Origin of the sequence: Pseudomonas sp. 14A, from assembly GCF_018132745.1 — a bacterium.
In the GTDB taxonomy this organism is placed as follows: domain Bacteria; phylum Pseudomonadota; class Gammaproteobacteria; order Pseudomonadales; family Pseudomonadaceae; genus Aquipseudomonas; species Aquipseudomonas mercuritolerans.
The window spans coordinates 323,365-343,274 of the sequence record NZ_JAGRQJ010000018.1 but is presented as its reverse complement, the minus strand read 5'-3'; the positions used below and the strand labels follow the sequence as shown (position 1 = coordinate 343,274).

Genomic DNA, 19,910 nt, shown 5'->3' with positions numbered 1-19,910 from the left:
GGTTCGTCTTGCGTGGCGAACTGCTGCTTCTGTTGGGAGTTTCGTAAATGGCAGTTGCCTCCGGCGCCTACAAGAAAGCCCTCGAGGGCGACCAGACACCAAAACAGGTGCTGGTCAAAATCGACCGGGTCACGAAGAAGTTCGACGAGACGATTGCCGTGGACGACGTGTCCCTGGAAATCAAGAAGGGCGAGATTTTCGCCCTGCTCGGCGGTTCGGGATCGGGCAAATCCACCTTGCTACGGATGCTGGCAGGCTTCGAACGGCCCACGGAAGGGCGGATTTTCCTCGACGGCGTCGACATCACCGACATGCCGCCGTACGACCGTCCGATCAATATGATGTTTCAGTCCTACGCCCTGTTCCCGCACATGACCGTGGCGCAGAACATCGCCTTCGGCCTGCAGCAGGACAAGATTCCCAAGGCCGAGATCGACGCCCGTGTGGCCGAGATGCTCAAACTTGTGCAGATGAGCCAGTACGCCAAGCGCAAGCCGCATCAACTGTCCGGCGGCCAGCGTCAGCGCGTGGCCCTGGCCCGTTCGCTGGCCAAGCGGCCGAAGCTGTTGCTGCTCGACGAACCGATGGGCGCACTGGACAAGAAACTGCGTTCGCAGATGCAGCTGGAACTGGTGGAAATCATCGAGCGCGTCGGCGTGACCTGCGTGATGGTGACCCACGACCAGGAAGAGGCCATGACCATGGCCGAGCGCATCGCGATCATGCACCTGGGCTGGATCGCCCAGATCGGCAGCCCGATCGACATCTACGAAACCCCGACCAGCCGTCTGGTCTGTGAATTCATCGGCAACGTCAACATTTTCGAAGGCGAAGTGATCGACGACGCCGAAGGCCACGCGACCATCACCTGCAAGGACCTCGACCGGCAGATCTACGTCGGCCACGGCATCAGCACCTCGGTGCAGGACAAGTCCGTAACCTACGCGATTCGTCCCGAGAAGCTGCTGGTCACTGCCGACATGCCGACCTGCGAATACAACTGGTCGAGCGGCAAGGTCCACGACATCGCCTATCTGGGCGGGCACTCGGTGTTCTACGTCGAATTGCCGAGCGGCAAACTGGTGCAGTCGTTCGTCGCCAACGCCGAACGTCGCGGCGCGCGTCCGACCTGGGGCGATCAGGTCTACGTGTGGTGGGAAGACGACAGCGGCGTGGTACTTCGCTCATGAACATGCGCAAATTCAAACGCCGCATGAACCGAATCATCCCCAATGGCCGGCAAATGGTCATCGGGGTGCCGTTCATCTGGCTGTTCCTGTTCTTCATGCTGCCGTTCTTCATCGTTCTGAAGATCAGTTTCGCCGAAGCCGACGTGGCGATCCCGCCATACACCGAGATCTACACCTACGCCGAGCAGAAGCTGCAACTGCTGCTGAACCTGGGCAACTACGCGATGCTCGGCGACGACGAGCTGTACATCGCCGCCTATCTCGGCTCGCTGAAAATGGCTTTTATCAGCACTGTGCTCTGCCTGCTGATCGGTTACCCGATGGCCTATGCCATCGCCAGTGCGCGCAAAGAGCTGCAAACGGTGCTGGTGCTACTGATCATGATGCCGACCTGGACGGCGATCCTGATCCGCGTCTACGCGTGGATGGGCATTCTCAGCAACAACGGCCTGCTCAACGGATTCCTGATGAGCATGGGCCTGATCGACGAGCCGCTGCAGATCCTCAATACCAACCTCGCCGTGTACATCGGCGTGGTCTATTCGTATCTGCCGTTCATGATCCTGCCGCTGTACGCCAACCTGGTCAAACATGACCAGAGCCTGTTGGAAGCCGCGTCGGACCTGGGTTCGAGCACCTTCAACAGCTTCTGGAAAATCACCATTCCGCTGTCCAAGAACGGCATCATTGCCGGCTGCATGCTGGTGTTCATTCCGGTGGTCGGCGAGTTCGTGATTCCGGAGCTGCTTGGCGGTCCGGAAACCCTGATGATCGGTAAGGTGCTCTGGCAAGAATTCTTCAACAACCGTGACTGGCCGGTGGCGTCCGCGCTGGCGGTGGTGATGCTGGCGATCCTGATTGTGCCGATCATTCTGTTCAACCGCAGTCAGGCCAAGGAAATGGAGGGTAAAGAATGAAGCGCTTCCGTTTCTCCAGCCTGATGCTGGTACTGGGTCTGATCTTCATCTATCTGCCGATGCTGATCCTGGTGATCTACTCGTTCAACGCCTCGAAACTGGTGACGGTGTGGGGCGGCTGGTCGATCAAGTGGTACGTCGGCCTGCTCGACAACTCGCAACTGATGGGTTCGGTGCTGCGCTCGCTGGAAATCGCCTGCTACACCGCGGTTGCTGCAGTGGCACTGGGTACGCTGGCGGCGTTCGTGCTGACGCGCATCACCCACTTCAAGGGCCGCACGCTGTTTGGCGGCCTGGTGACTGCGCCGTTGGTGATGCCGGAAGTGATCACCGGTCTGTCGCTGTTGCTGCTGTTCGTGGCCATGGCGCAGATGATCGGCTGGCCGCAGGAGCGCGGCATCGTCACCATCTGGATCGCCCACACCACGTTCTGTGCGGCGTATGTGGCGGTGGTGGTGTCGGCGCGCTTGCGTGAGCTGGACCTGTCGATCGAAGAGGCGGCGATGGACTTGGGCGCGCGGCCGTGGAAGGTGTTCTTCCTGATCACCATCCCGATGATCGCGCCGTCGCTGGCGGCGGGCGGGATGATGTCGTTCGCGCTGTCGCTGGATGACCTGGTGCTGGCGAGCTTCGTTTCCGGCCCGGGTTCGACGACCCTGCCGATGGAAGTGTTCTCGGCGGTGCGCCTTGGTGTGAAACCCGAGATCAACGCCGTGGCCAGCCTGATTCTGCTGGCGGTGTCGCTGGTGACCTTCCTCGTCTGGTTCTTCAGCCGCCGCGCCGAAGAAGCCCGCAAGAAAGCCATCCAGCAGGCCATCGAAGAAAGCGCTGCCGATTCATGGAAGCAACCGGACGCGCGACGCGCGCCTGCGCCGCAGACTGTGTGAGCCGACCGGTTGGTCTCATTTGCGAGGCCAACCCAAATCAAAATGTGGGAGCGGGCTTTTGTGGTGAGGGGATTTATCCCCGATGGACTGCGCAGCATGCCTGTTTTTTTGGGGTCGCTTCGCAACCCAACGGGGATAAATCCCCTCGCCACAGGGCCCAGTTCCAAATCTGGTTTTAAGCAGTCCAGGGAGACTTGCGGATGACCTCAACAAAGTTCATCGGCCGAAACCCCGGCTCCTGATCCACCAGCACATCAGTCTTCACATTGCCAAACGTCGTCTGCGGGCGATGGCGCAAGCCGTCGGCGAACGCGCAGATGATGCACTCCTTGAAACCCTCCCCACGCGGATGCGCATGCACCACGGCTTCGCGCTGCACGCTGCTGAACGCCGCGTAATCGATGCCCAGCACATCCATCTCCACCCCGGCGGTCACCAGTGCTACGGTCGGGCGCAGATGCCTGGGCACGCCCGGCGTGGTGTGCAACGCGATCGACAGCCAGACTTGCTCGATGTCGTCGTCGCTCAGCCCGTACGGCTTGAGAAAGGCTGCGGCGGCATTTGCGCCGTCCACTTCGAAGCGCTCGTCATCGCTGCGATGGCCTGCGACCAGACCAAGGTCGTGGAACATTGCGCCGACGTACAGCAGCTCCCGGTTATAGGCCAGTTGCTGGCGCTCGCCGCTCAAGGCGCCGAACAGAAACACCCGGCGCGAGTGGTGATAAAGCAGGTCGGATTCGATGTCGCGAATGTACTCGGTGGTGGCCCGGGCGAGGGCGCTGTCAGGGATCTTGATGCCGGCGATGGTGCTGGTCATAACGGTTTCCTCGTCGAAAACGCCGTCGTGGCGCTGCTGGGAAAAGTCTGTTCCCCGCGCGCCAAGCGAACAATCGAGTCATGGCTGCGATCCTTGCCAATCCGCCTGCAAATCGTGCCAAGCTCACTTGTCGGGTGTGGGACCGGCAAGGGTGGCTCGATCAACAAGCCCGGCACGGCCCATGTGGGAGCGAGCCTGCTCGCGAAGGCAGTGTGTCATTCGACAGCTATGTTGCGGGTGATGGCCTCTTCGCGAGCAGGCTCGCTCCCACAGGTTTGTGTGTTTGTCACAGGTATTGAGGACGTTTGAGCCATGAACAAATCCGTCGCCATTGTGGTGTTCCCCGGCGTGCAGTCACTGGACGTCAGCGGCCCCATGGACGTGTTCGCCGAAGCCAACCGCTTTCTTGCGCCGCAGGATCACTATCGCTTGCAAGTGATCGGCGTCGAGCACGGGCCGATGGCCTGTTCCAACGGAATGAGCCTGAACGCCCACTGCCACTTCGGCGAAGCAACGGATAGCCCCGACCTGTTGCTGGTCGCCGGCGGCCCGCAATTGCCATTCATGGATTTCGGCCCCACGTTCGACGCCTGGCTGCGCGATGCCTGTGGCCGCGCCCGGCGTTTCGGCTCGATCTGCAACGGCGCGTTCATGCTCGCCCGCGCCGGTTTGCTGGAAGGGCGCACTGTCACCACGCACTGGAACGATGCCGGGGCGTTGGCGCATTTGTGCCCGACCACGCGGGTCGAGGCGGACCGCCTGTACGTCGAGGATGGCGCGCTCTACACCTCGGCCGGGGTCACGGCGGGGATCGATCTGTCGCTGTACCTGCTGGCGCGCGACCACGGTGCCGAGGTCGCGCTGAGTGTGGCGAAACGGCTGGTGGTGTTCACCCAGCGCTCGGGCGGGCAATCGCAGTTCAGCCCGTTCCTCACGCCGCATGCCGAGCCGACGTCAGCGGTGGCGCTGGTGCAGTTGTATGTGCTGGCCAATCTCACCGGCGACCTGACGATTGCCGATCTGGCCAATGCGGCGAACATGAGTGCGCGCAATTTCTCGCGGGTGTTCGCGCGGGAAGCCAAAGTGACCCCGGCGGAGTTTGTCGAACGGGCGCGGGTGGATGCGGCGCGGGTGATGCTGGAAAGCACCACGGCGCCCCTGAAAACCGTGGCGTATCAGTGCGGGTTTTGTGATGCGCAGCATATGCGCAGTGTGTTCAACCGGCGGCTTGGGGTGACGCCGCAGCAGTTTCGGATGAATTTTGCGCTGAATGTTTGATCCGGGCTTGAGCTCGAAAGCCCTCACCCCAGCCCTCTCCCAGAGGGAGAGGGAGGCGATTGCAGTGTCTGGCGTGTTACATCGACCTGAAAGACCTTATCGATTATGGATTCGGCGCCAATCTTTCACGTCGGCGTTTCTCATGAATATCCCCCAATCGGTCCCCTCTCCCTCTGGGAGAGGGCTAGGGTGAGGGGCTCTTCAGGGCTTGCGCGCAGGCAACAGCTTCAACGTCCTGCGCGTATTCGCCTGCACCTCTTCCTCGCTGAAATGCGCCTGCACATAAATCCCCTCCACATACGCCTCGGCCTGATCGTCATAGTGCCTGTCCAGTGGCACGCCACTCTGGCCGACCGGATTGATCGTCAGGCCATGTACCGGATCGGCGAAGTCCACCAGGCGTCGCGTCGACGGTCCATAGGTCACCGGCCATGGCGCCGGGCCGATCTTCGCCGAGAGGTTGTTCGGCACTTCGTGGCTGCCCGGCGCTGCGAACGGGCCGACGTTGAACAGGCGATCCAGCGGCTTCTGCTGCCCCAGCGGATGGCCGTGGGTCAGGGTGTGCGCCGCGCCCCACTGCCAACCGGCCACGTTATCGCCGAGGGTCAGTTTCAGATGCGCCATGCTTGCCGCCCACGCCGTGCGCACGACATCGGCGCGGGTTTCTTTGGCCGGCGTGCTGCGATTGTCCCACCACGGTGAATCCGCCTTGGCCGCCAAGCGTGGCAACGCCGAATCGATTACCCGCGTCGACAGCAGTGTCTCGAAGAAGTCATTGCCCAACTCATCGCGCATCGCCGCATCGGCAAGGTCGTAGAGGAACTGGTTGAACACCGTCGCGCTGATCGAATTCAGCGGATAGTCGCCGGGCCACTGCGCCAGTTGCTCGACCAGTTTCAGCTGCGCCGGATCACTGACCACCTCACGCAACACCGGCAACAGCGGCGCCAACAGACGCGGGCCGTAACCGGTCGCCGTGCCCAGTTGCAGTTGCTGGTTGGCCTCGTTGCTCCACTTCATCCGGTTGTCGCTGAGCTGACGATCAAGCTGCTGACCGCGATCGGCAAGATTGTAATAACCGGGAATCTCCATGCCGGTCGGCGACACGGGCTGGAAGTTGGCCGAGACGATATAGCCGCGCGCCGGGTTCTCTTCCTGCGGGTTGGCGCTGAACGGGTAATAGCCGTCCTTGTCCGCCTCAGGCGTGCTGCCGTCGAGAATGAAGCCCGGTTTCACCCCGGCCGGACGTTTGGGCAGCAGGGCCGAGGCCCACCAGGCGATATCGCCTTTGGCGTTGGCGTACACCAGATTCAGACCCGGCGCCTGTACCTTGGCCGCCGCCGCGCGAGCCTTGGCCAAGGTGTCGGCGCGGTTGAGCTGGTAGAAACCTTCGAGGATCGGGTTCGGCGTTTCGAGGAACGCCCACCACATCGCAATCGGGGTTTTGCCGGCAGCGCTGCCGAGCGCATCGTTGACGATCGGCCCATGGGGCGACTGGCGCAAGGTGATCGTCACCGGCGCCTGGCCTTTCACATTGATCTGCTGCTCGCTGACGAGCATGTCGGTCCACTGGCCGCGATACCAGACTTGATTGGGATTGTCCGGGTTGACCTTCTCGGCGATCAGATCGAGGTCGTCGTTCTGGAACATGGTCAGGCTCCAGCCGAAGTCGAGGTTGTGTCCCAGAAACGCGAACGGCACCAGCGCCTGATGGTGGCCGTACAACTCGAAACCCGGCGCCGAGAGCTGCGCCTCGTACCACACCGACGGCACCGAGAAGCGAATGTGCGGATCGCCGGCCAGCAACGGCTTGCCACTCTGGCTGCGGCTGCCGGCAATCACCCAGGCGTTGCTGCCTTCAAACTGCGGCAGGCCGTTGTCGAGCAGCGCCTGTTCGCTGAGGCGGGCGAGGGCGGTGAGGTCCTGCCAGTCGCCGGCGGCGAGGGCCGGTGCGTGCCGGGTGTGATCGGTGGCCAGAACGCCTTTGGCCTGCCAGTCGAGATCGAACACATCGAGGTAATCGGCGCCGAGCTGATCGCGTACGTAGGTCAGCAGCGGCTCGGTGCGAAACGCGGCGGCAAAGCTGTAGGCCATGTAACCGGCGACGCTGATGCTGTCCTCGGCCGTGAACGGCCGCTTGGGGATGCCCAGCACGTCGAACTCGATCGGCGCGGCGTGGCTGCTCTGATATTGGTTGATGCCGTCCAGATAGGCTTGCAGGCCCTTCCACGCCGGCGACTGCTTGTCGAGGCTGGCGACGTAACTGGCCGCACGCTCGCGAATGCGCAGGCTGCGAAACAGCTTGTCGGTGTCGAGCAGTTTCGGCCCGAGCACTTCGGCCAGCTCGCCCCGGGCGAGGCGGCGCATGGCTTCCATCTGGAACAGGCGGTCCTGCGCGTGCACATAACCGAGGGCGCGATAGAGGTCGGTTTCGTTCTCGGCGCGGATATGCGGCACACCGCGCTCGTCGTAGCGCACGGTCACTGAGCCTTGCAGGTTGCGCAACTCGACCTGGCCCTGGCGCGTCGGCTGCTTGCTGTAGATATAGCCGCCGGCGGCGCCGAGCAGGACAACGATGAGCAACGCAACGACGATCAACGCACGCTTCATGGTGACTCCTTGTGCAGGCGGGAAGGCCGCCCGTCGGGCTGCAAACATTTAGCACAGAGCATCTGTGTGGTGCAGCGCTGTCCTTGAAAAGTCCGGAATGCCTTACTTCGCGTCCGCCGGCCACGGGCAATAACACCCCACCGCCAGCGTATGCGTGGCATTGACCGGGCGATCTTCCGTCAGGGCATGCAGGATCGGTTCGATAAAGCTGTTGCTGGAGTTGCAGGTCAGGCCTTCGCTGTACGGGCCGAAGTAGGCCAATTTGCCGCTACGATCCCAGATCGCCACGGCGGGGCTGGCGGGGATCTGTTCGGCGCCGGACAGGACGATGATGGTTTTCAGGCTGGCGAGGGTGGCGGGCAACTGGCCGTGGCTGCCGGGCTTTTGCACGGCGAAGAACTCCACGCCGCGAGGGCCGAACTGTTCGACCATCTCGCTCAGGTGCTGTTGATTGCCGACGTTGCACGGGCAGGCCGGGTCCCAGAAGTGCACGAGGCGGATATTGCCCGGCCCGGCGAGGTTGTCCGGCAGGCGCAGCGGGTCACCGGAAAATACCGCCGTATGTTCGCTGAACGCGCGCAGATAGCGGCCCTGAAACCAGTCATATGCCGCCCACAGCACCCCGGCGCAGATCAGCGCGAGCAGGCTGGCGAACAGTGCGGTGCGGTAGGGCGAACGCATGGTTTTCGATCCTCGAAAGGCCGGCTAGCTTGCCATGTCTGCCTCTACAGATGAATATCGCAGGCCGATAAAGTCCGTTTCCCGCTCTGGAATACCCGCATGCCTGATACTTTCGACCCCGATCATTTACGCGCGAGCCTCAAGCCATTGGCCGAGTGGCAGCCGTTATCGGATGAGGCGAAGGCTTACCAGCGATTCTACAAAACCGACTTTGCCGAGCGCGATGTCTGGCGCGGCATGGGTCGTTTCGAGGTCGATGGCTACGAGCTGGTCAGCCATTGCTGGTGGCCGGAGAAGGTCAAGGCGACGCTGTTTCTGCTGCACGGTTACTACGATCACATCGGCCTGTACCGGCATGTGATCGAGTGGGCGCTGGATCAGGATTTTGCCGTGATCGCCTGCGACCTGCCGGGGCACGGATTGTCGAGCGGGCCACGGGCGAGCATTCGTGATTTCGCTGAATACCAGGATATGTTGCAGGCGCTGTTTGCTGAAGCGAACTCGATCGCGCTGCCGCAGCCTTGGCATTTGTGCGGGCAGAGCACCGGCGGCGCGATTGTCGTCGATCATCTGCTCAATCATGGCGAGAACAGCCCGGCGCAGGGGCAAGTGATTTTGCTGGCGCCGTTGGTGCGGCCGAGGGCGTGGGGCTGGTCGCAGTTGAGTTATTACCTGCTGCGGCCGTTTGTACGCGGGGTCGCGCGACGCTTCAGCGAGAACTCCAACGATCCGGATTTTCTGCCGTTTCTGCAGGCCGATCCGTTACAGCCAAGGCGCCTGCCGACGAAATGGGTGGGCGCGCTTTCACGCTGGATCATCCGCGTCGAGCACGCGAAAAAAAGCCCGCGGCGGCCGCTGATCGTTCAGGGGCAGGCGGACATGACTGTCGACTGGCAGCACAATCTGCAAGTATTGAAATGGAAATTCGACCGGCCGCAGATTCTGCTGTTGGCCGAGGCACGGCATCACCTGGCCAATGAGACGGCGGAGATGCGTGAGGAGTATTTCGAATTCTTGAGCAAGCGGATCAGGGGCAGGAATCTGTAGTGCCTGGGAGGGCCTCTTCGCGAGCAGGCTCGTTCCCACAGGGGAATGCGTTACAACTGTGGGAGCGAGCCTGCTCGCGAATGCGATCTTTCAGGTAACGAACATCAATGGCCGACCGCCAACCCCGCCCGAATCGCCGCCAGTGCCGCCTGGTAGTAAGCCTTGCCTTCAGTCGACTCGGCAAACGTCGCAAATTCTTCGAGCTCTTCATCCGACAAGTCGCGGTAGACGTAGAGCAACGTGTTGTTCAGATCGGCGCCGATCTGATCCATCAGGCGCTGACGCTGACCGTTCAACATGCCCTGCGCCTGACCGCCACCGAGCAGTCCCGGGATCATCGAACTCAAACTGTCCGCCGCCACGCCGGCGATCGCCAGACTCACCTCGGCACCAGCCTCACGGGCCGGCAGGGCCTGGGCGAGATGGCCGATGATCAGCAAACGACTGTCGCTGGCCTGCATCTTTGGCAGGCCCTGGGCATTTTTCGCCAGTTGATCGCGACGGGTTGCGAGCAATTCGGCGGCGACGATTTTCTTGCCCAGCGGTGACTGGAAGAAGGTCAGCGCCGGTTTCGGGTCGGCGAGTTTCTGCCGCAGTTGCGCTTCGGCACGCTGATCCATGGCCTGCGCGGCGAAGCGTTGATTGCTGTTGTTGACCAGCGCCTGAAACACCGCAGGCGGCAGGCTGTTCTGATAGCGCTGCTGGGCGGCGCTCAGGGCATCGTTGAAATGCGCGCGTTGTTCTGGCCAGCCGGCGACCTTGTACAACTGATCAAAGCCGTCCGCCCAGGCGGGCAATACGCAGAACATCAACAGTGAAAAAAGCAAACGGCGCATAGGGACTCCTGTCAGCAGCGGACTATTGTCCGTGCGGTGCCGGTACTTGTCGAGAATTCGTAGCAAGCCGCTGCGTGGCTCTGTCGGATTTATCGCCGTCGGCATACTATGCGCGCCATGCCGATATCCTCTGAACACCCGCTGCTGTTACGCATAGTCGACGACCTGGCCGAACACGGCTGGTCGCAGCAGAACATCTTCCTGCCCGCCGATCTGACCCGGGCGCTGGCGGCCGAGTGCCGTAAACGTGAAGCCGAAGGTGAGCTGGCGCCGGCAGCGGTCGGTCGCGGGCCGTTTTCGGAGATTCGCGAAGGTATTCGCGGCGATCACATTCAGTGGATCGACCCGGGTCAGGCCGACGCCACTGACCGTTACCTGAGCCTGATGGACAGTCTGCGCGAGGCACTCAATCGCGGCTTGTTTCTGGGGCTTGAGGATTTCGAATGCCATTTCGCCCTGTACCCGCCCGGCGCGTTTTACCTCAAGCACGTCGACCGCTTTCGCGATGATGACCGGCGCATGGTTTCTGCAGTGATCTACCTCAACGATGCGTGGCTGCCGGAGGACGGTGGCCAGTTGCGCATGTACCTGGGCGATGAGCGCGTGCACGACGTGCAGCCTACCGGCGGCTGTCTGGTGGTGTTTCTTTCCGGCGAAGTGCCCCACGAAGTGTTGCCGGCCCATCGCGAGCGCCTGTCGCTGACCGGCTGGTTTCGTCGCCGTGGCAACGAGCCGTTCTGAGCATGGAAAAGATCCTGGTCAGCCGCTGCCTGCTGGGCCATCGCGTGCGTTACGACGGTGGCGCGAGCGGGCCGTTTGATTTGCTTGAGCAGTGGATCGAAGAAGGGCGGGTAGTGCCTTTGTGTCCGGAGGTGGCCGGTGGATTGCCGACGCCGCGGGCGGCGGCGGAGATTCCTGGCGGGCAGGGCGGTGAGGTGCTGGATGGCATTGCCGCAGTGATCACCACTGATGGCGAGGATGTCAGCGCGCAGTTTCTCGAGGGCGCGCGGCAAGCGCTGGAGCTGGTGCAAAAGCACGGCATTCGGGTGGCGGTGCTCAAGGCCAACAGTCCTTCGTGCGGGAATCTGTTGACGTATGACGGCACGTTCAGTGGGGTCAAAGTCAGTGGCGAAGGGGTGACGGCGGCGTTGCTCAAGCGTCATGGGGTTCGGGTTTTCAGTGAGCTTGAGCTGGCTGAGGCGGCGGTGACTCTGGCGGCTTTGGACTGATTCGCCATCGTTGCCCTCACCCCAGCCCTCTCCCGGGGGGAGAGGGGGCCGACCGAGGTGTCTGGCGCTGTCGATCGACCTGAAAGACCTTGGCGACCAGGGATTCGACAAAGCCATGATCAGTCGATTTCGGATTCGGTATAGCAATCCCAAGTCGGCGTACCTCTAAAGCATCCCCGGATCAGTTCCCTCTCCCTCCGGGAGAGGGTTAGGGTGAGGGGCTCTTACGGTTTCAACCACTTCTCGGACAGCGCCGCCAACCGCCCATCCGCCTTGATCCGTTCCAGCGCGCTCTTGAGGCTGGCCTGAAACGCCGGGTTGCCCTTCTGAAACGGGATCGCCAACTCGACCGGCGCCGCCGCTTTCGGTTTCTCTTCGGTCAACGCCTGCACCAGCACCATCGGCCGCGGCGTCTCGTCCTTCTTCGCCAGCAATTGCCCGTCGACCTGGCCGTACGGCTCGCTGAAGTCGAAACGATCCTTGAGTTCGGGTGTCAGTGCTATGTGGTTGAGCGCGACGTCGTACTTGCCGCTTTCAACGCCCTGGAGCAGGTCACCCTCATCGGTGACGATGAAATCGGCGCGTACATCCAGCTCTTTGGCCAGAAGTTGCCCAAGCTCGACCTCGAACCCTGTAAGGGTGTCGCCTTCCTTGTAATTGAAGGGCGGTGTATTAGCCTCAAGGGCTATACGAAGCTCGCCACGGTCGTTGACGTCATCAATCAGTTCGGCGTGAGCCAGCGGGCTCAGAAGGGGTAGCAGGCAGATCAGGCCAGGCAGCAGGCGCATGGTCACTCCTTTGAAATCATTATCGCGACGCTCTGATTCAGGCTCGCTTTGCTATGGTTGTCGAGTGCCTTCGACAACGAATGGTCATGAAGTTGTCATGACCGTGCGGATTTTACGGAAAAACTGGAGAAGAAAATGAAAAGCTTTATGTCACGTGCAGCGTTGGCCGGTGTGCTGATGGGTGTTTCGGTGCTGGCCAGTGCGGCGACACCGGCGCCGAAGGATGCTGAAGTGTTCATCGTTTCTCCCGAGGACGGCGCCACCGTCTCGCAGGAATTCAAGGTCAAGTTCGGCGTCAAGAACATCGCGCTGGCCCCGGCGGGTGACACCACCAAGAACACCGGCCACCATCACCTGCTGATCGACGTCGACGACCTGCCGGCCGAAGGCGCGCCGATCCCGACTGACGCCCATCACATGCATTTCGGCAAGGCGCAGACCGAAGCCACGATCAAACTGGCCCCCGGCAAGCACACCTTGCAACTGATCCTCGGCGACAGCGGCCACATGCCGTTCGACCCATCGATCGTTTCGGAAAAAATCACCGTCAACGTGAAATAAAAAAAGGGAGCCCTGCGGGGCTCCCTTTTTTTATTCAGCTTCAAGTGGCTAGCTGCAAGCGGCAAGTAAAGGCAAAAGCGCTTTTCACTCGCCGCTTGTAGCTTGAAGCTCGCAGCTGCTGTTAGAACAGCACCCGACTACGGATAGTACCGTTGACGTGTTGCAGCTTCTCTTGCGCCAGCTCCGAGTATTCGGCGTCGACGTCGATTACCACGTAGCCAACCTTCTCGTTGGTCTGCAGGAACTGACCGGAGATGTTGATGCCGTTTTCGGCGAAGACCTTGTTGATCTCGCTCATCACACCCGGGATGTTCTCGTGGATGTGCAGCAGGCGGTGCTTGCCAGGGTGAGCCGGCAGTGCCACTTCCGGGAAGTTGACCGACGACACCGAAGTACCGTTGTCGCTGTACTTGACCAGTTTCTCTGCCACTTCCAGACCGATGTTGGCTTGCGCTTCGGCGGTCGAGCCACCGATATGCGGGGTCAGGATCACGTTGTCGAGGCCACGCAGCGGGCTTTCGAACTCTTCGTCGTTGGAGCGTGGTTCCACCGGGAACACGTCGATGGCCGCGCCGATCAGGTGCTTGTCCTTGATCGCGTCCGCCAGGGCGTCGAGCTCGACCACGGTGCCACGTGCAGCGTTGATCAGGATGCCGCCCTTTTTGATGGCGCGGATTTCCTTCTCGCCGATCATCCACTGAGTGGCGGCGGTTTCCGGCACGTGCAGGGTGACGATGTCGGACATGCCCAGCAGCTCGTGCAGGTTGTTGACCTGCGTGGCGTTGCCCAGTGGCAACTTGGTCACGGTGTCATAGAAGAACACCTGCATGCCCAGACCTTCAGCCAGCACCGACAGCTGAGTGCCGATCGAGCCGTAGCCGACAATGCCCAGCTTCTTGCCGCGGATCTCGAACGAGTTGGCGGCGGACTTGATCCAGCCGCCACGGTGGCAGGATGCGTTCTTCTCAGGGATGCCGCGCAGCAGCAGGATCGCTTCGGCCAGTACCAGCTCCGCTACGGAACGGGTGTTGGAGTACGGCGCGTTGAACACGGCGATACCGCGCTCGCGGGCCGCACTGAGGTCAACCTGGTTGGTGCCGATGCAGAAACAGCCGACCGCGACCAGTTTCTTCGCGTGATCGAAGATCTCTTCGGTCAGTTGCGTGCGCGAACGAATGCCGATGAAGTGAGCGTCAGCGATCTTTTCCTTGAGCTGGGCTTCCGGCAAGGAACCAGTCAGGTATTCGATGCTGGTGTAGCCCGCCGCCTTGAGGACGTCGACAGCCGATTGGTGGACGCCTTCGAGAAGAAGGAACTTGATCTTGCTCTTATCGAGAGAAGTCTTGCTCATCTGCGTAAACCTGTATCCCGGAGAAAAATGGCAGGGAGGGAGCAGCCTGGAGCTGACCCGCACGGCAACAAAGCCGTCACCGCGGATCTGGCCTTGGGCACTGTCCTGCGGGGTCGGTATGCTAGCATAGCCACCCCGCTAAACACTCATTCCTGCGACGTGAAGCGTTCTCAGGATGACCATGAATTGTTCGAGAGTTCTGTCGATGACCAATCCTGCGCTGATTGATGAACTGAAGACCCTGGTTGAGCCTGGCAAAGTCCTTACCGACGCCGACTCCCTGAACACTTACGGCAAGGATTGGACCAAACACTTCGCCCCGGCACCGAGCGCCATCGTGTTTCCCAAGACCATCGAGCAAGTGCAGGCCGTGGTGCGTTGGGCCAACACCCACAAGGTCGCGCTGGTGCCGTCCGGCGGGCGCACCGGGTTGTCCGCCGCTGCGGTGGCGGCCAATGGCGAAGTGGTGGTTTCGTTCGATTACATGAACCAGATTCTCGACGTCAACCTCACCGACCGCACCGCCGTGTGCCAGCCGGGCGTGGTCACTGAGCATCTACAGAACGTCGCTGAAGAAAACGGCCTTTATTATCCGGTCGACTTCGCCTCGGCGGGTTCCAGCCAGATTGGCGGCAATATCGGCACCAATGCCGGCGGGATCAAAGTGATTCGCTACGGCATGACCCGCAACTGGGTGGCCGGCATGAAGGTCGTCACCGGCAAGGGCGACGTGCTGGAGCTGAACAAGGACCTGATCAAGAACGCCACCGGTTACGACCTGCGTCAGCTGTTCATCGGCGCCGAAGGCACCCTCGGTTTCGTCGTCGAAGCGACCATGCGCCTTGATCGCGCGCCGAAAAACCTCACGGCAATGGTCCTCGGCACCGCCGATTTCGATTCGATCATGCCGGTGCTGCACGCTTTCCAGGGCAAGCTCGACCTGACCGCGTTCGAGTTCTTCTCCGACAAGGCCCTGGCCAAGGTTATGGGCCGCGGCGATGTGCCGGCGCCGTTCGAAACCGATTGCCCGTTCTATGCATTGCTGGAGTTTGAAGCGACCACTGAAGAAGTGGCCAACAGCGCCCTGGAAACCTTCGAGCACTGCGTCGAGCAGGGCTGGGTGCTCGACGGCGTGATGAGCCAGAGCGAAACCCAGCTGCAGAATCTGTGGAAGCTGCGCGAGTACATCTCCGAAACCATTTCCCACTGGACGCCGTACAAGAACGACATCTCGGTTACCGTCTCGAAAGTGCCGGCGTTCCTGCGCGAAATCGACGCGATCGTTGGCGAGCACTACCCGGATTTCGAAATTGTCTGGTTCGGCCACATCGGCGACGGCAATCTGCACTTGAACATTCTCAAACCGGAAAACCTGAGCAAGGACGAGTTCTTTGCCAAGTGCGCCACCGTCAACAAGTGGGTGTTCGAAACCGTCGAAAAGTACAACGGCTCGATCTCGGCCGAGCACGGCGTCGGTATGACCAAGCGTGATTACCTGACCTACAGCCGCTCGCCGGCCGAGATCGAGTACATGAAAGCGGTCAAGGCAGTGTTCGACCCGAACGGCATCATGAACCCGGGCAAGATTTTCCCGGTTTGATCGGTAATCTCTGTTGAATCAATAAAGGCAGGAGTCGGTAAATGAGCTATCAGCACCAGTACGTCGACGGCACGCGCATTCACTTCCCGATCGGGAAAGTCGTGTGCATTGGCCGCAATTACGCCGAGCACGCCAAGGAACTGGACAACCCGGTGCCGACCGAGCCGCTGCTGTTCATCAAGCCGGGCAGTTGCGTGGTGCCGCTGGAAGGCGGGTTCAGCATTCCGACCGAGCGTGGTTCAGTGCACTACGAAGCGGAAATCGCCGTGTTGATCGGCAAACCGCTGTCGACCAAGCCGAGCCGCGAAGAAGTCCTCGATGCGATCTCCGGCTTCGCGCCGGCGCTGGACCTGACCCTGCGCGACAAGCAGGCCGAGCTGAAAGCCAAGGGCCTGCCGTGGGAAATCGCCAAGTCGTTCGACGGCGCGGCGGTGATCGCGCCGTTCGTGGTCGGCAGCACCTTCGCTGACCTGACCGACATCGGCATCCGCCTGATCATCAACGGCGAAGTGCGCCAGGACGGCAACAGCAGCGCGATGCTCAACCCTATCGTGCCGATGATCCAGCACATGGCCGGCTGCTTCTCGCTGCAGGCCGGTGACGTGATCCTCACCGGCACGCCAGTGGGCGTAGGCCCGCTGAATGTCGGCGATGAAATCGTCCTCGAACTGCCGGGGGCGAGCAGCTTCAGCAGCAGCGTGCGCTAACCGCAGAACCCCTTGTAGGGGTGAGCTTTGTGGTGAGGGGGATTTAGCGAAACGTCGCACCGCCCCGTTGGACTGCGCAGCAGGCCCCTCTTCAAGATCAAGAGGGGCGCGCTTCGCGCGCCAACGGGGATAAGTCCCCTCGCCACAAGTGTGTTTCTGGCAAACGAACACGCCAATCCCGCCATTTGCCGTTTTTTTCACATCCTCTCTGGATAATTCCCGCGATTCTGGCGTCTCAGCCGGCCTCTTTGTGCTATTACCCTTGGCCTGAATTAACGGAACGCATCCTTTGATGGCATCTCCAACTCAGCAAAAAACCACCCTCCGATCCCGCTTCGTCCTGCGCTGGTATGTCTGGCTGTTGCTGGTCATCGCCGCAGCCTATGGGCTGGCGTTCGCCATGCATTGGGATGATCGCGGCGTGCTGTGGGTGCTGGAGCGCTTCGAGAGCAAGGCCGAGCAGAAGGAGAGCGTCTGGCTGCCGGATTATCAGGTGGTGATCGATGCCAAGCCGCTGCCGGGCATGGAAAAGGACGAAGCTTCGGATCTGGCCTACAGCCCAGAAACCAAAACCCTGTTCGCGGTGATGGGCAAGAATGCCTTCCTCGTCGAGCTGACGCTGCAGGGCGACGTGTTGCGCAAAATGCCGCTGGTGGGCTGGAGCAATCCTGAAGGCCTGACGGTCATGGAAAACGGCTTGCTGGCCATTGTCGATGAGCGTGAGCATACCTTGTCGATCATCAAGATCGACGCCGCGACTCGTGAGCTGAACATTGCCGACTTCCCGAAATACGATCTCGGGCCGTCGAAAGACCAGAACAAGGCTTTTGAAGCCATCACGTGGGATCCGCGCAACCAGCGACTTATTCTGGGGGAGGAACGCCCCCCGGCGCTGTTCACCTGGAAAAGCGATGGCAGCCAGACCCTGCAGGGCGACAAGCAGAAACTGGCCAGCGATCAGTTGGATCTGCGCAACCTGTCGGCGCTGGCTGTCGATCCGCGCACTGGCCATCTGCTGGTGCTGTCCGCCGATTCGCACCTGTTGCTGGAACTGGACGAAGCCGGCAAGCAAGTCAGCTTCATGACGTTGCTCGGCAATTTCAACGGTCTGAAAGACACCATCCCCCGCGCCGAAGGCATGACCATGGATGAGGAAGGCACGCTGTACATGGTCAGCGAACCGAACCTGTTCTACCGATTCGAAAAACACCGGTAATGCCTTCGCTGTAGGAGCTGCCGCAGGCTGCGATCTTTTGATCTTGCTTGTGAAAGTCAAAATCAAAAGGTCGTCCGATCGCAGCCCGAGCCTTCGGCAGCTCCTGCGGGGCTTGGCTTGCGATCTGAGGCAAGTGGCCATTAAGCTTCAGTTCAGACAGGCGTGATATTTCATCGGCCTGTCATGAATCCGAGCCTGCCTGAATGCGTCGACTTGCCCGCCCCAAACCGCTGATTCTCGTCCTGTTGATGATTTCCCTGATCGCGTTGATCGCGATCGGCCAATACCTGCGTCTGTTCGAGCGCGCCTGGTTCAACCTGCACACGCTGTGGCAACCGGTGAGCAGCGAGGCGATCGGCCTCGACCAGTATCGGGTGACCATCGAGGCGCGGCCGATCGAGGGGCTCAACGATGACGTCTCGGCGCTGACCTACGATCCGGTGCGCAAAAGCCTGTTCACCGTGACCAACAAGAATTCCGAACTGATCGAGCTGTCGCTCGAAGGCAAGATCCTGCGCCGCATCGCCCTGGTCGGTTTTGGCGATCCGGAAGCCGTCGAGTACATCAGCGCCGACACCTACGTAATCACCGACGAGCGCCAGCAACGCCTGATCAAGATTCACCTCGACGCCGACACCACGTTTCTTGATGCCGAAGACGCCGAGCAAATGACCCTCGGCGTGCATATGTCCAGCAACAAGGGTTTCGAGGGCCTGGCTTACGACTCGGTGGGCAAGCGGTTGTTCGTGGCCAAAGAGCGCGACCCGATGCTGATCTACGAGGTCCACGGCTTTCCGCATTTCAAACCGGACAAGACCTACGCGGTGCACGTGATCAACAACCCCAAGCGCGATGCCGGAATGTTTGTGCGTGATCTGTCGAGTCTGCAGTACGACGAACGCAGCGGGCACTTGCTGGCACTGTCGGACGAGTCGCGGTTGATTATCGAGCTGGATGTCGACGGGCGCCCCTTGAGCACCATGTCGATCAGCGGCGGGCGTCAGGGTTTGCAGAAAACCGTGCCGCAGGCGGAGGGAATTGCGATGGATGATGACGGCACGTTGTACCTGGTGAGCGAGCCGAATCTGTTTTACGTATTCAAGAAGCCCACACAAAACTGACCAACACCACAAAACACTGTGGGAGCGAGCCTGCTCGTGAAGGCGGTTGATCAGTCTCTGAATATGTTGACTGAACCGACGCTTTCGCGAGCAGGCTCGCTCCCACAGGTTTATTTATCAGCCCAAGGCAAGTGGGCAGTCTGTTACTCAGCCTTCAGGGTTTTCACGCCTTCACTGGTACCCAGCAACAACAAATCCGCCGGGCGCGCGGCGAACAGTCCGTTGGTGACCACGCCGACGATGGCATTGATCTGCGCTTCCAGCTCCACCGGGTTGGTGATTTGCAGGTTGAACACGTCGAGGATGATGTTGCCGTTGTCGGTCAATACGCCTTCGCGGTAGACCGGGTCGCCACCGAGTTTCACCAGTTGGCGGGCAACGTGGCTGCGGGCCATCGGGATCACTTCCACCGGCAGCGGGAACTCACCGAGCACCGGCACCAGTTTGCTGGCATCGGCGATGCAGATGAAGGTCTTGGCCACGGCGGCGACAATCTTTTCGCGGGTCAGGGCCGCGCCGCCGCCCTTGATCAGGTTCAGGTGCGCATCGCTTTCATCGGCGCCGTCGACGTAGAACTCCAGATCGCTGACGGTGTTCAGCTCGTACACCGGAATCCCGTGGCCCTTGAGGCGCGCGGCAGTGGCTTCGGAGCTGGCGACCGCGCCATCGAACGCGCCCTTGTGCTGGGCCAGTGCATCGATGAAGCAGTTGGCGGTGGAGCCGGTGCCGACGCCGACGATGCTCTTGTCGTCGAGTTTCGGCAGGATGAAGTCGACGGCGGCCTGGGCCACGGCCTGTTTGAGTTGATCCTGGGTCATGCGGGCTCCGGAAGCGGGCAAGGGTTGGGCAGAAAGGCCGGCATTATAGGCCTCGCGGTGGTGAAGGTCATTGTCCTGTTGGCAGATCAAAAGATCGCAGCCTTCGGCAGCTCCTACACTTTGGAATGCATTCCCACTGTAGGAGCTGCCGAAGGCTGCGATCTTTTCGGCGCGATAAAACCTCTGGATCCGTGTGGTCGCCCGGGCAAAAGCCGGGTTAGACTCCTTGGCCCTGCCCAACTCGCCCAGTGATGCT

At 61.1% G+C, this 19,910-nt stretch carries 19 protein-coding genes; 12 read left to right on the top strand and 7 right to left on the bottom strand.

Features of this window, described 5'->3' with window-relative positions; genetic code table 11:
• Positions 1 to 47 precede the first annotated feature (47 nt).
• From potA to PS14A_RS24140, 3 genes are read left to right on the top strand one after another with little or no spacing between them, the layout of a single operon-like run.
• Positions 48 to 1,190: a polyamine ABC transporter ATP-binding protein gene (gene potA / locus PS14A_RS24150; protein ID WP_016772662.1), complete on the top strand. Its 1,143-nt coding sequence runs from the start codon at positions 48 to 50 to the stop codon at positions 1,188 to 1,190.
• Between the two features lie 35 nt (positions 1,191 to 1,225).
• A complete protein-coding gene (locus tag PS14A_RS24145) occupies positions 1,226 to 2,107 on the top strand; it encodes an ABC transporter permease subunit (protein WP_178083722.1) in 882 nt (293 codons plus the stop codon).
• The gene (locus PS14A_RS24140) at positions 2,104 to 2,994 is read left to right on the top strand and encodes an ABC transporter permease subunit (RefSeq protein WP_122748323.1); all 891 of its coding nucleotides are present in this window, start codon (positions 2,104 to 2,106) and stop codon (positions 2,992 to 2,994) included. The genes PS14A_RS24145 and PS14A_RS24140 overlap by 4 nt, the downstream gene beginning before the upstream one ends.
• Before the next feature lie 175 nt (positions 2,995 to 3,169).
• Here PS14A_RS24140 and PS14A_RS24135 read toward each other — a convergent pair whose 3' ends face one another.
• Positions 3,170 to 3,811: an HD domain-containing protein gene (locus tag PS14A_RS24135; protein ID WP_212617396.1), complete on the bottom strand. Its 642-nt coding sequence runs from the start codon at positions 3,809 to 3,811 to the stop codon at positions 3,170 to 3,172.
• A 312-nt stretch (positions 3,812 to 4,123) separates the two neighbouring features.
• Here PS14A_RS24135 and PS14A_RS24130 point away from each other — a divergent pair, with 312 nt between their 5' ends.
• Positions 4,124 to 5,089 (top strand): GlxA family transcriptional regulator, encoded by a 966-nt coding sequence (locus PS14A_RS24130; RefSeq protein ID WP_212617395.1) that lies wholly within the window; start codon positions 4,124 to 4,126, stop codon positions 5,087 to 5,089.
• Between the two features lie 201 nt (positions 5,090 to 5,290).
• On the opposite strand, the gene PS14A_RS24125 is transcribed toward PS14A_RS24130, so the two are convergent.
• Positions 5,291 to 7,699, bottom strand: coding sequence for a penicillin acylase family protein (locus PS14A_RS24125; protein ID WP_212617394.1), 2,409 nt, complete (start codon positions 7,697 to 7,699; stop codon positions 5,291 to 5,293).
• A 102-nt stretch (positions 7,700 to 7,801) separates the two neighbouring features.
• Positions 7,802 to 8,380: a DUF6436 domain-containing protein gene (locus tag PS14A_RS24120; protein WP_212617393.1), complete on the bottom strand. Its 579-nt coding sequence runs from the start codon at positions 8,378 to 8,380 to the stop codon at positions 7,802 to 7,804.
• Between the two features lie 99 nt (positions 8,381 to 8,479).
• Here PS14A_RS24120 and PS14A_RS24115 point away from each other — a divergent pair, with 99 nt between their 5' ends.
• A complete protein-coding gene (locus PS14A_RS24115) occupies positions 8,480 to 9,427 on the top strand; it encodes an alpha/beta hydrolase (protein ID WP_212617392.1) in 948 nt (315 codons plus the stop codon).
• A gap of 104 nt (positions 9,428 to 9,531) precedes the next feature.
• Here PS14A_RS24115 and PS14A_RS24110 read toward each other — a convergent pair whose 3' ends face one another.
• Entirely contained in the window at positions 9,532 to 10,263 is a 732-nt protein-coding gene (locus tag PS14A_RS24110; protein ID WP_212617391.1) for a DUF2059 domain-containing protein, read from the bottom strand.
• Between the two features lie 108 nt (positions 10,264 to 10,371).
• On the opposite strand from PS14A_RS24110, the gene PS14A_RS24105 reads away from it, so the two are divergent.
• Entirely contained in the window at positions 10,372 to 11,004 is a 633-nt protein-coding gene (locus tag PS14A_RS24105) for a 2OG-Fe(II) oxygenase (protein WP_133335828.1), read from the top strand.
• A gap of 2 nt (positions 11,005 to 11,006) precedes the next feature.
• Positions 11,007 to 11,492 (top strand): DUF523 domain-containing protein, encoded by a 486-nt coding sequence (locus PS14A_RS24100; protein WP_137214344.1) that lies wholly within the window; start codon positions 11,007 to 11,009, stop codon positions 11,490 to 11,492.
• Positions 11,493 to 11,716: 224 nt separating this feature from the next.
• Here PS14A_RS24100 and PS14A_RS24095 read toward each other — a convergent pair whose 3' ends face one another.
• Complete coding sequence (locus tag PS14A_RS24095; protein ID WP_137214343.1) at positions 11,717 to 12,280, bottom strand: transporter substrate-binding domain-containing protein; 564 nt, start codon at positions 12,278 to 12,280, stop codon at positions 11,717 to 11,719.
• Positions 12,281 to 12,415: 135 nt separating this feature from the next.
• Here PS14A_RS24095 and PS14A_RS24090 point away from each other — a divergent pair, with 135 nt between their 5' ends.
• Entirely contained in the window at positions 12,416 to 12,841 is a 426-nt protein-coding gene (locus tag PS14A_RS24090) for a DUF4399 domain-containing protein (RefSeq protein ID WP_039757489.1), read from the top strand.
• 121 nt (positions 12,842 to 12,962) lie between these two features.
• On the opposite strand, the gene serA is transcribed toward PS14A_RS24090, so the two are convergent.
• The gene (serA, locus tag PS14A_RS24085) at positions 12,963 to 14,192 is read right to left on the bottom strand and encodes a phosphoglycerate dehydrogenase (protein WP_024014707.1); all 1,230 of its coding nucleotides are present in this window, start codon (positions 14,190 to 14,192) and stop codon (positions 12,963 to 12,965) included.
• Between the two features lie 205 nt (positions 14,193 to 14,397).
• On the opposite strand from serA, the gene PS14A_RS24080 reads away from it, so the two are divergent.
• The 4 genes from PS14A_RS24080 to PS14A_RS24065 all read left to right on the top strand — a co-directional run bounded on the left by PS14A_RS24080 (position 14,398) and on the right by PS14A_RS24065 (position 18,836).
• Positions 14,398 to 15,792 (top strand): FAD-binding oxidoreductase, encoded by a 1,395-nt coding sequence (locus PS14A_RS24080; protein WP_212617390.1) that lies wholly within the window; start codon positions 14,398 to 14,400, stop codon positions 15,790 to 15,792.
• Between the two features lie 41 nt (positions 15,793 to 15,833).
• Complete coding sequence (locus PS14A_RS24075) at positions 15,834 to 16,499, top strand: fumarylacetoacetate hydrolase family protein (protein WP_212617389.1); 666 nt, start codon at positions 15,834 to 15,836, stop codon at positions 16,497 to 16,499.
• 292 nt (positions 16,500 to 16,791) lie between these two features.
• Positions 16,792 to 17,715, top strand: a complete 924-nt coding sequence (locus PS14A_RS24070; RefSeq protein WP_212617388.1) for an SdiA-regulated domain-containing protein — start codon at positions 16,792 to 16,794, stop codon at positions 17,713 to 17,715.
• A 203-nt stretch (positions 17,716 to 17,918) separates the two neighbouring features.
• A complete protein-coding gene (locus PS14A_RS24065) occupies positions 17,919 to 18,836 on the top strand; it encodes an SdiA-regulated domain-containing protein (protein WP_212617387.1) in 918 nt (305 codons plus the stop codon).
• A gap of 143 nt (positions 18,837 to 18,979) precedes the next feature.
• Here PS14A_RS24065 and rpiA read toward each other — a convergent pair whose 3' ends face one another.
• On the bottom strand, positions 18,980 to 19,654 hold the full coding sequence (rpiA, locus tag PS14A_RS24060) for a ribose-5-phosphate isomerase RpiA (protein ID WP_007913886.1): 675 nt from the start codon (positions 19,652 to 19,654) through the stop codon (positions 18,980 to 18,982).
• Positions 19,655 to 19,910 lie beyond the last annotated feature (256 nt).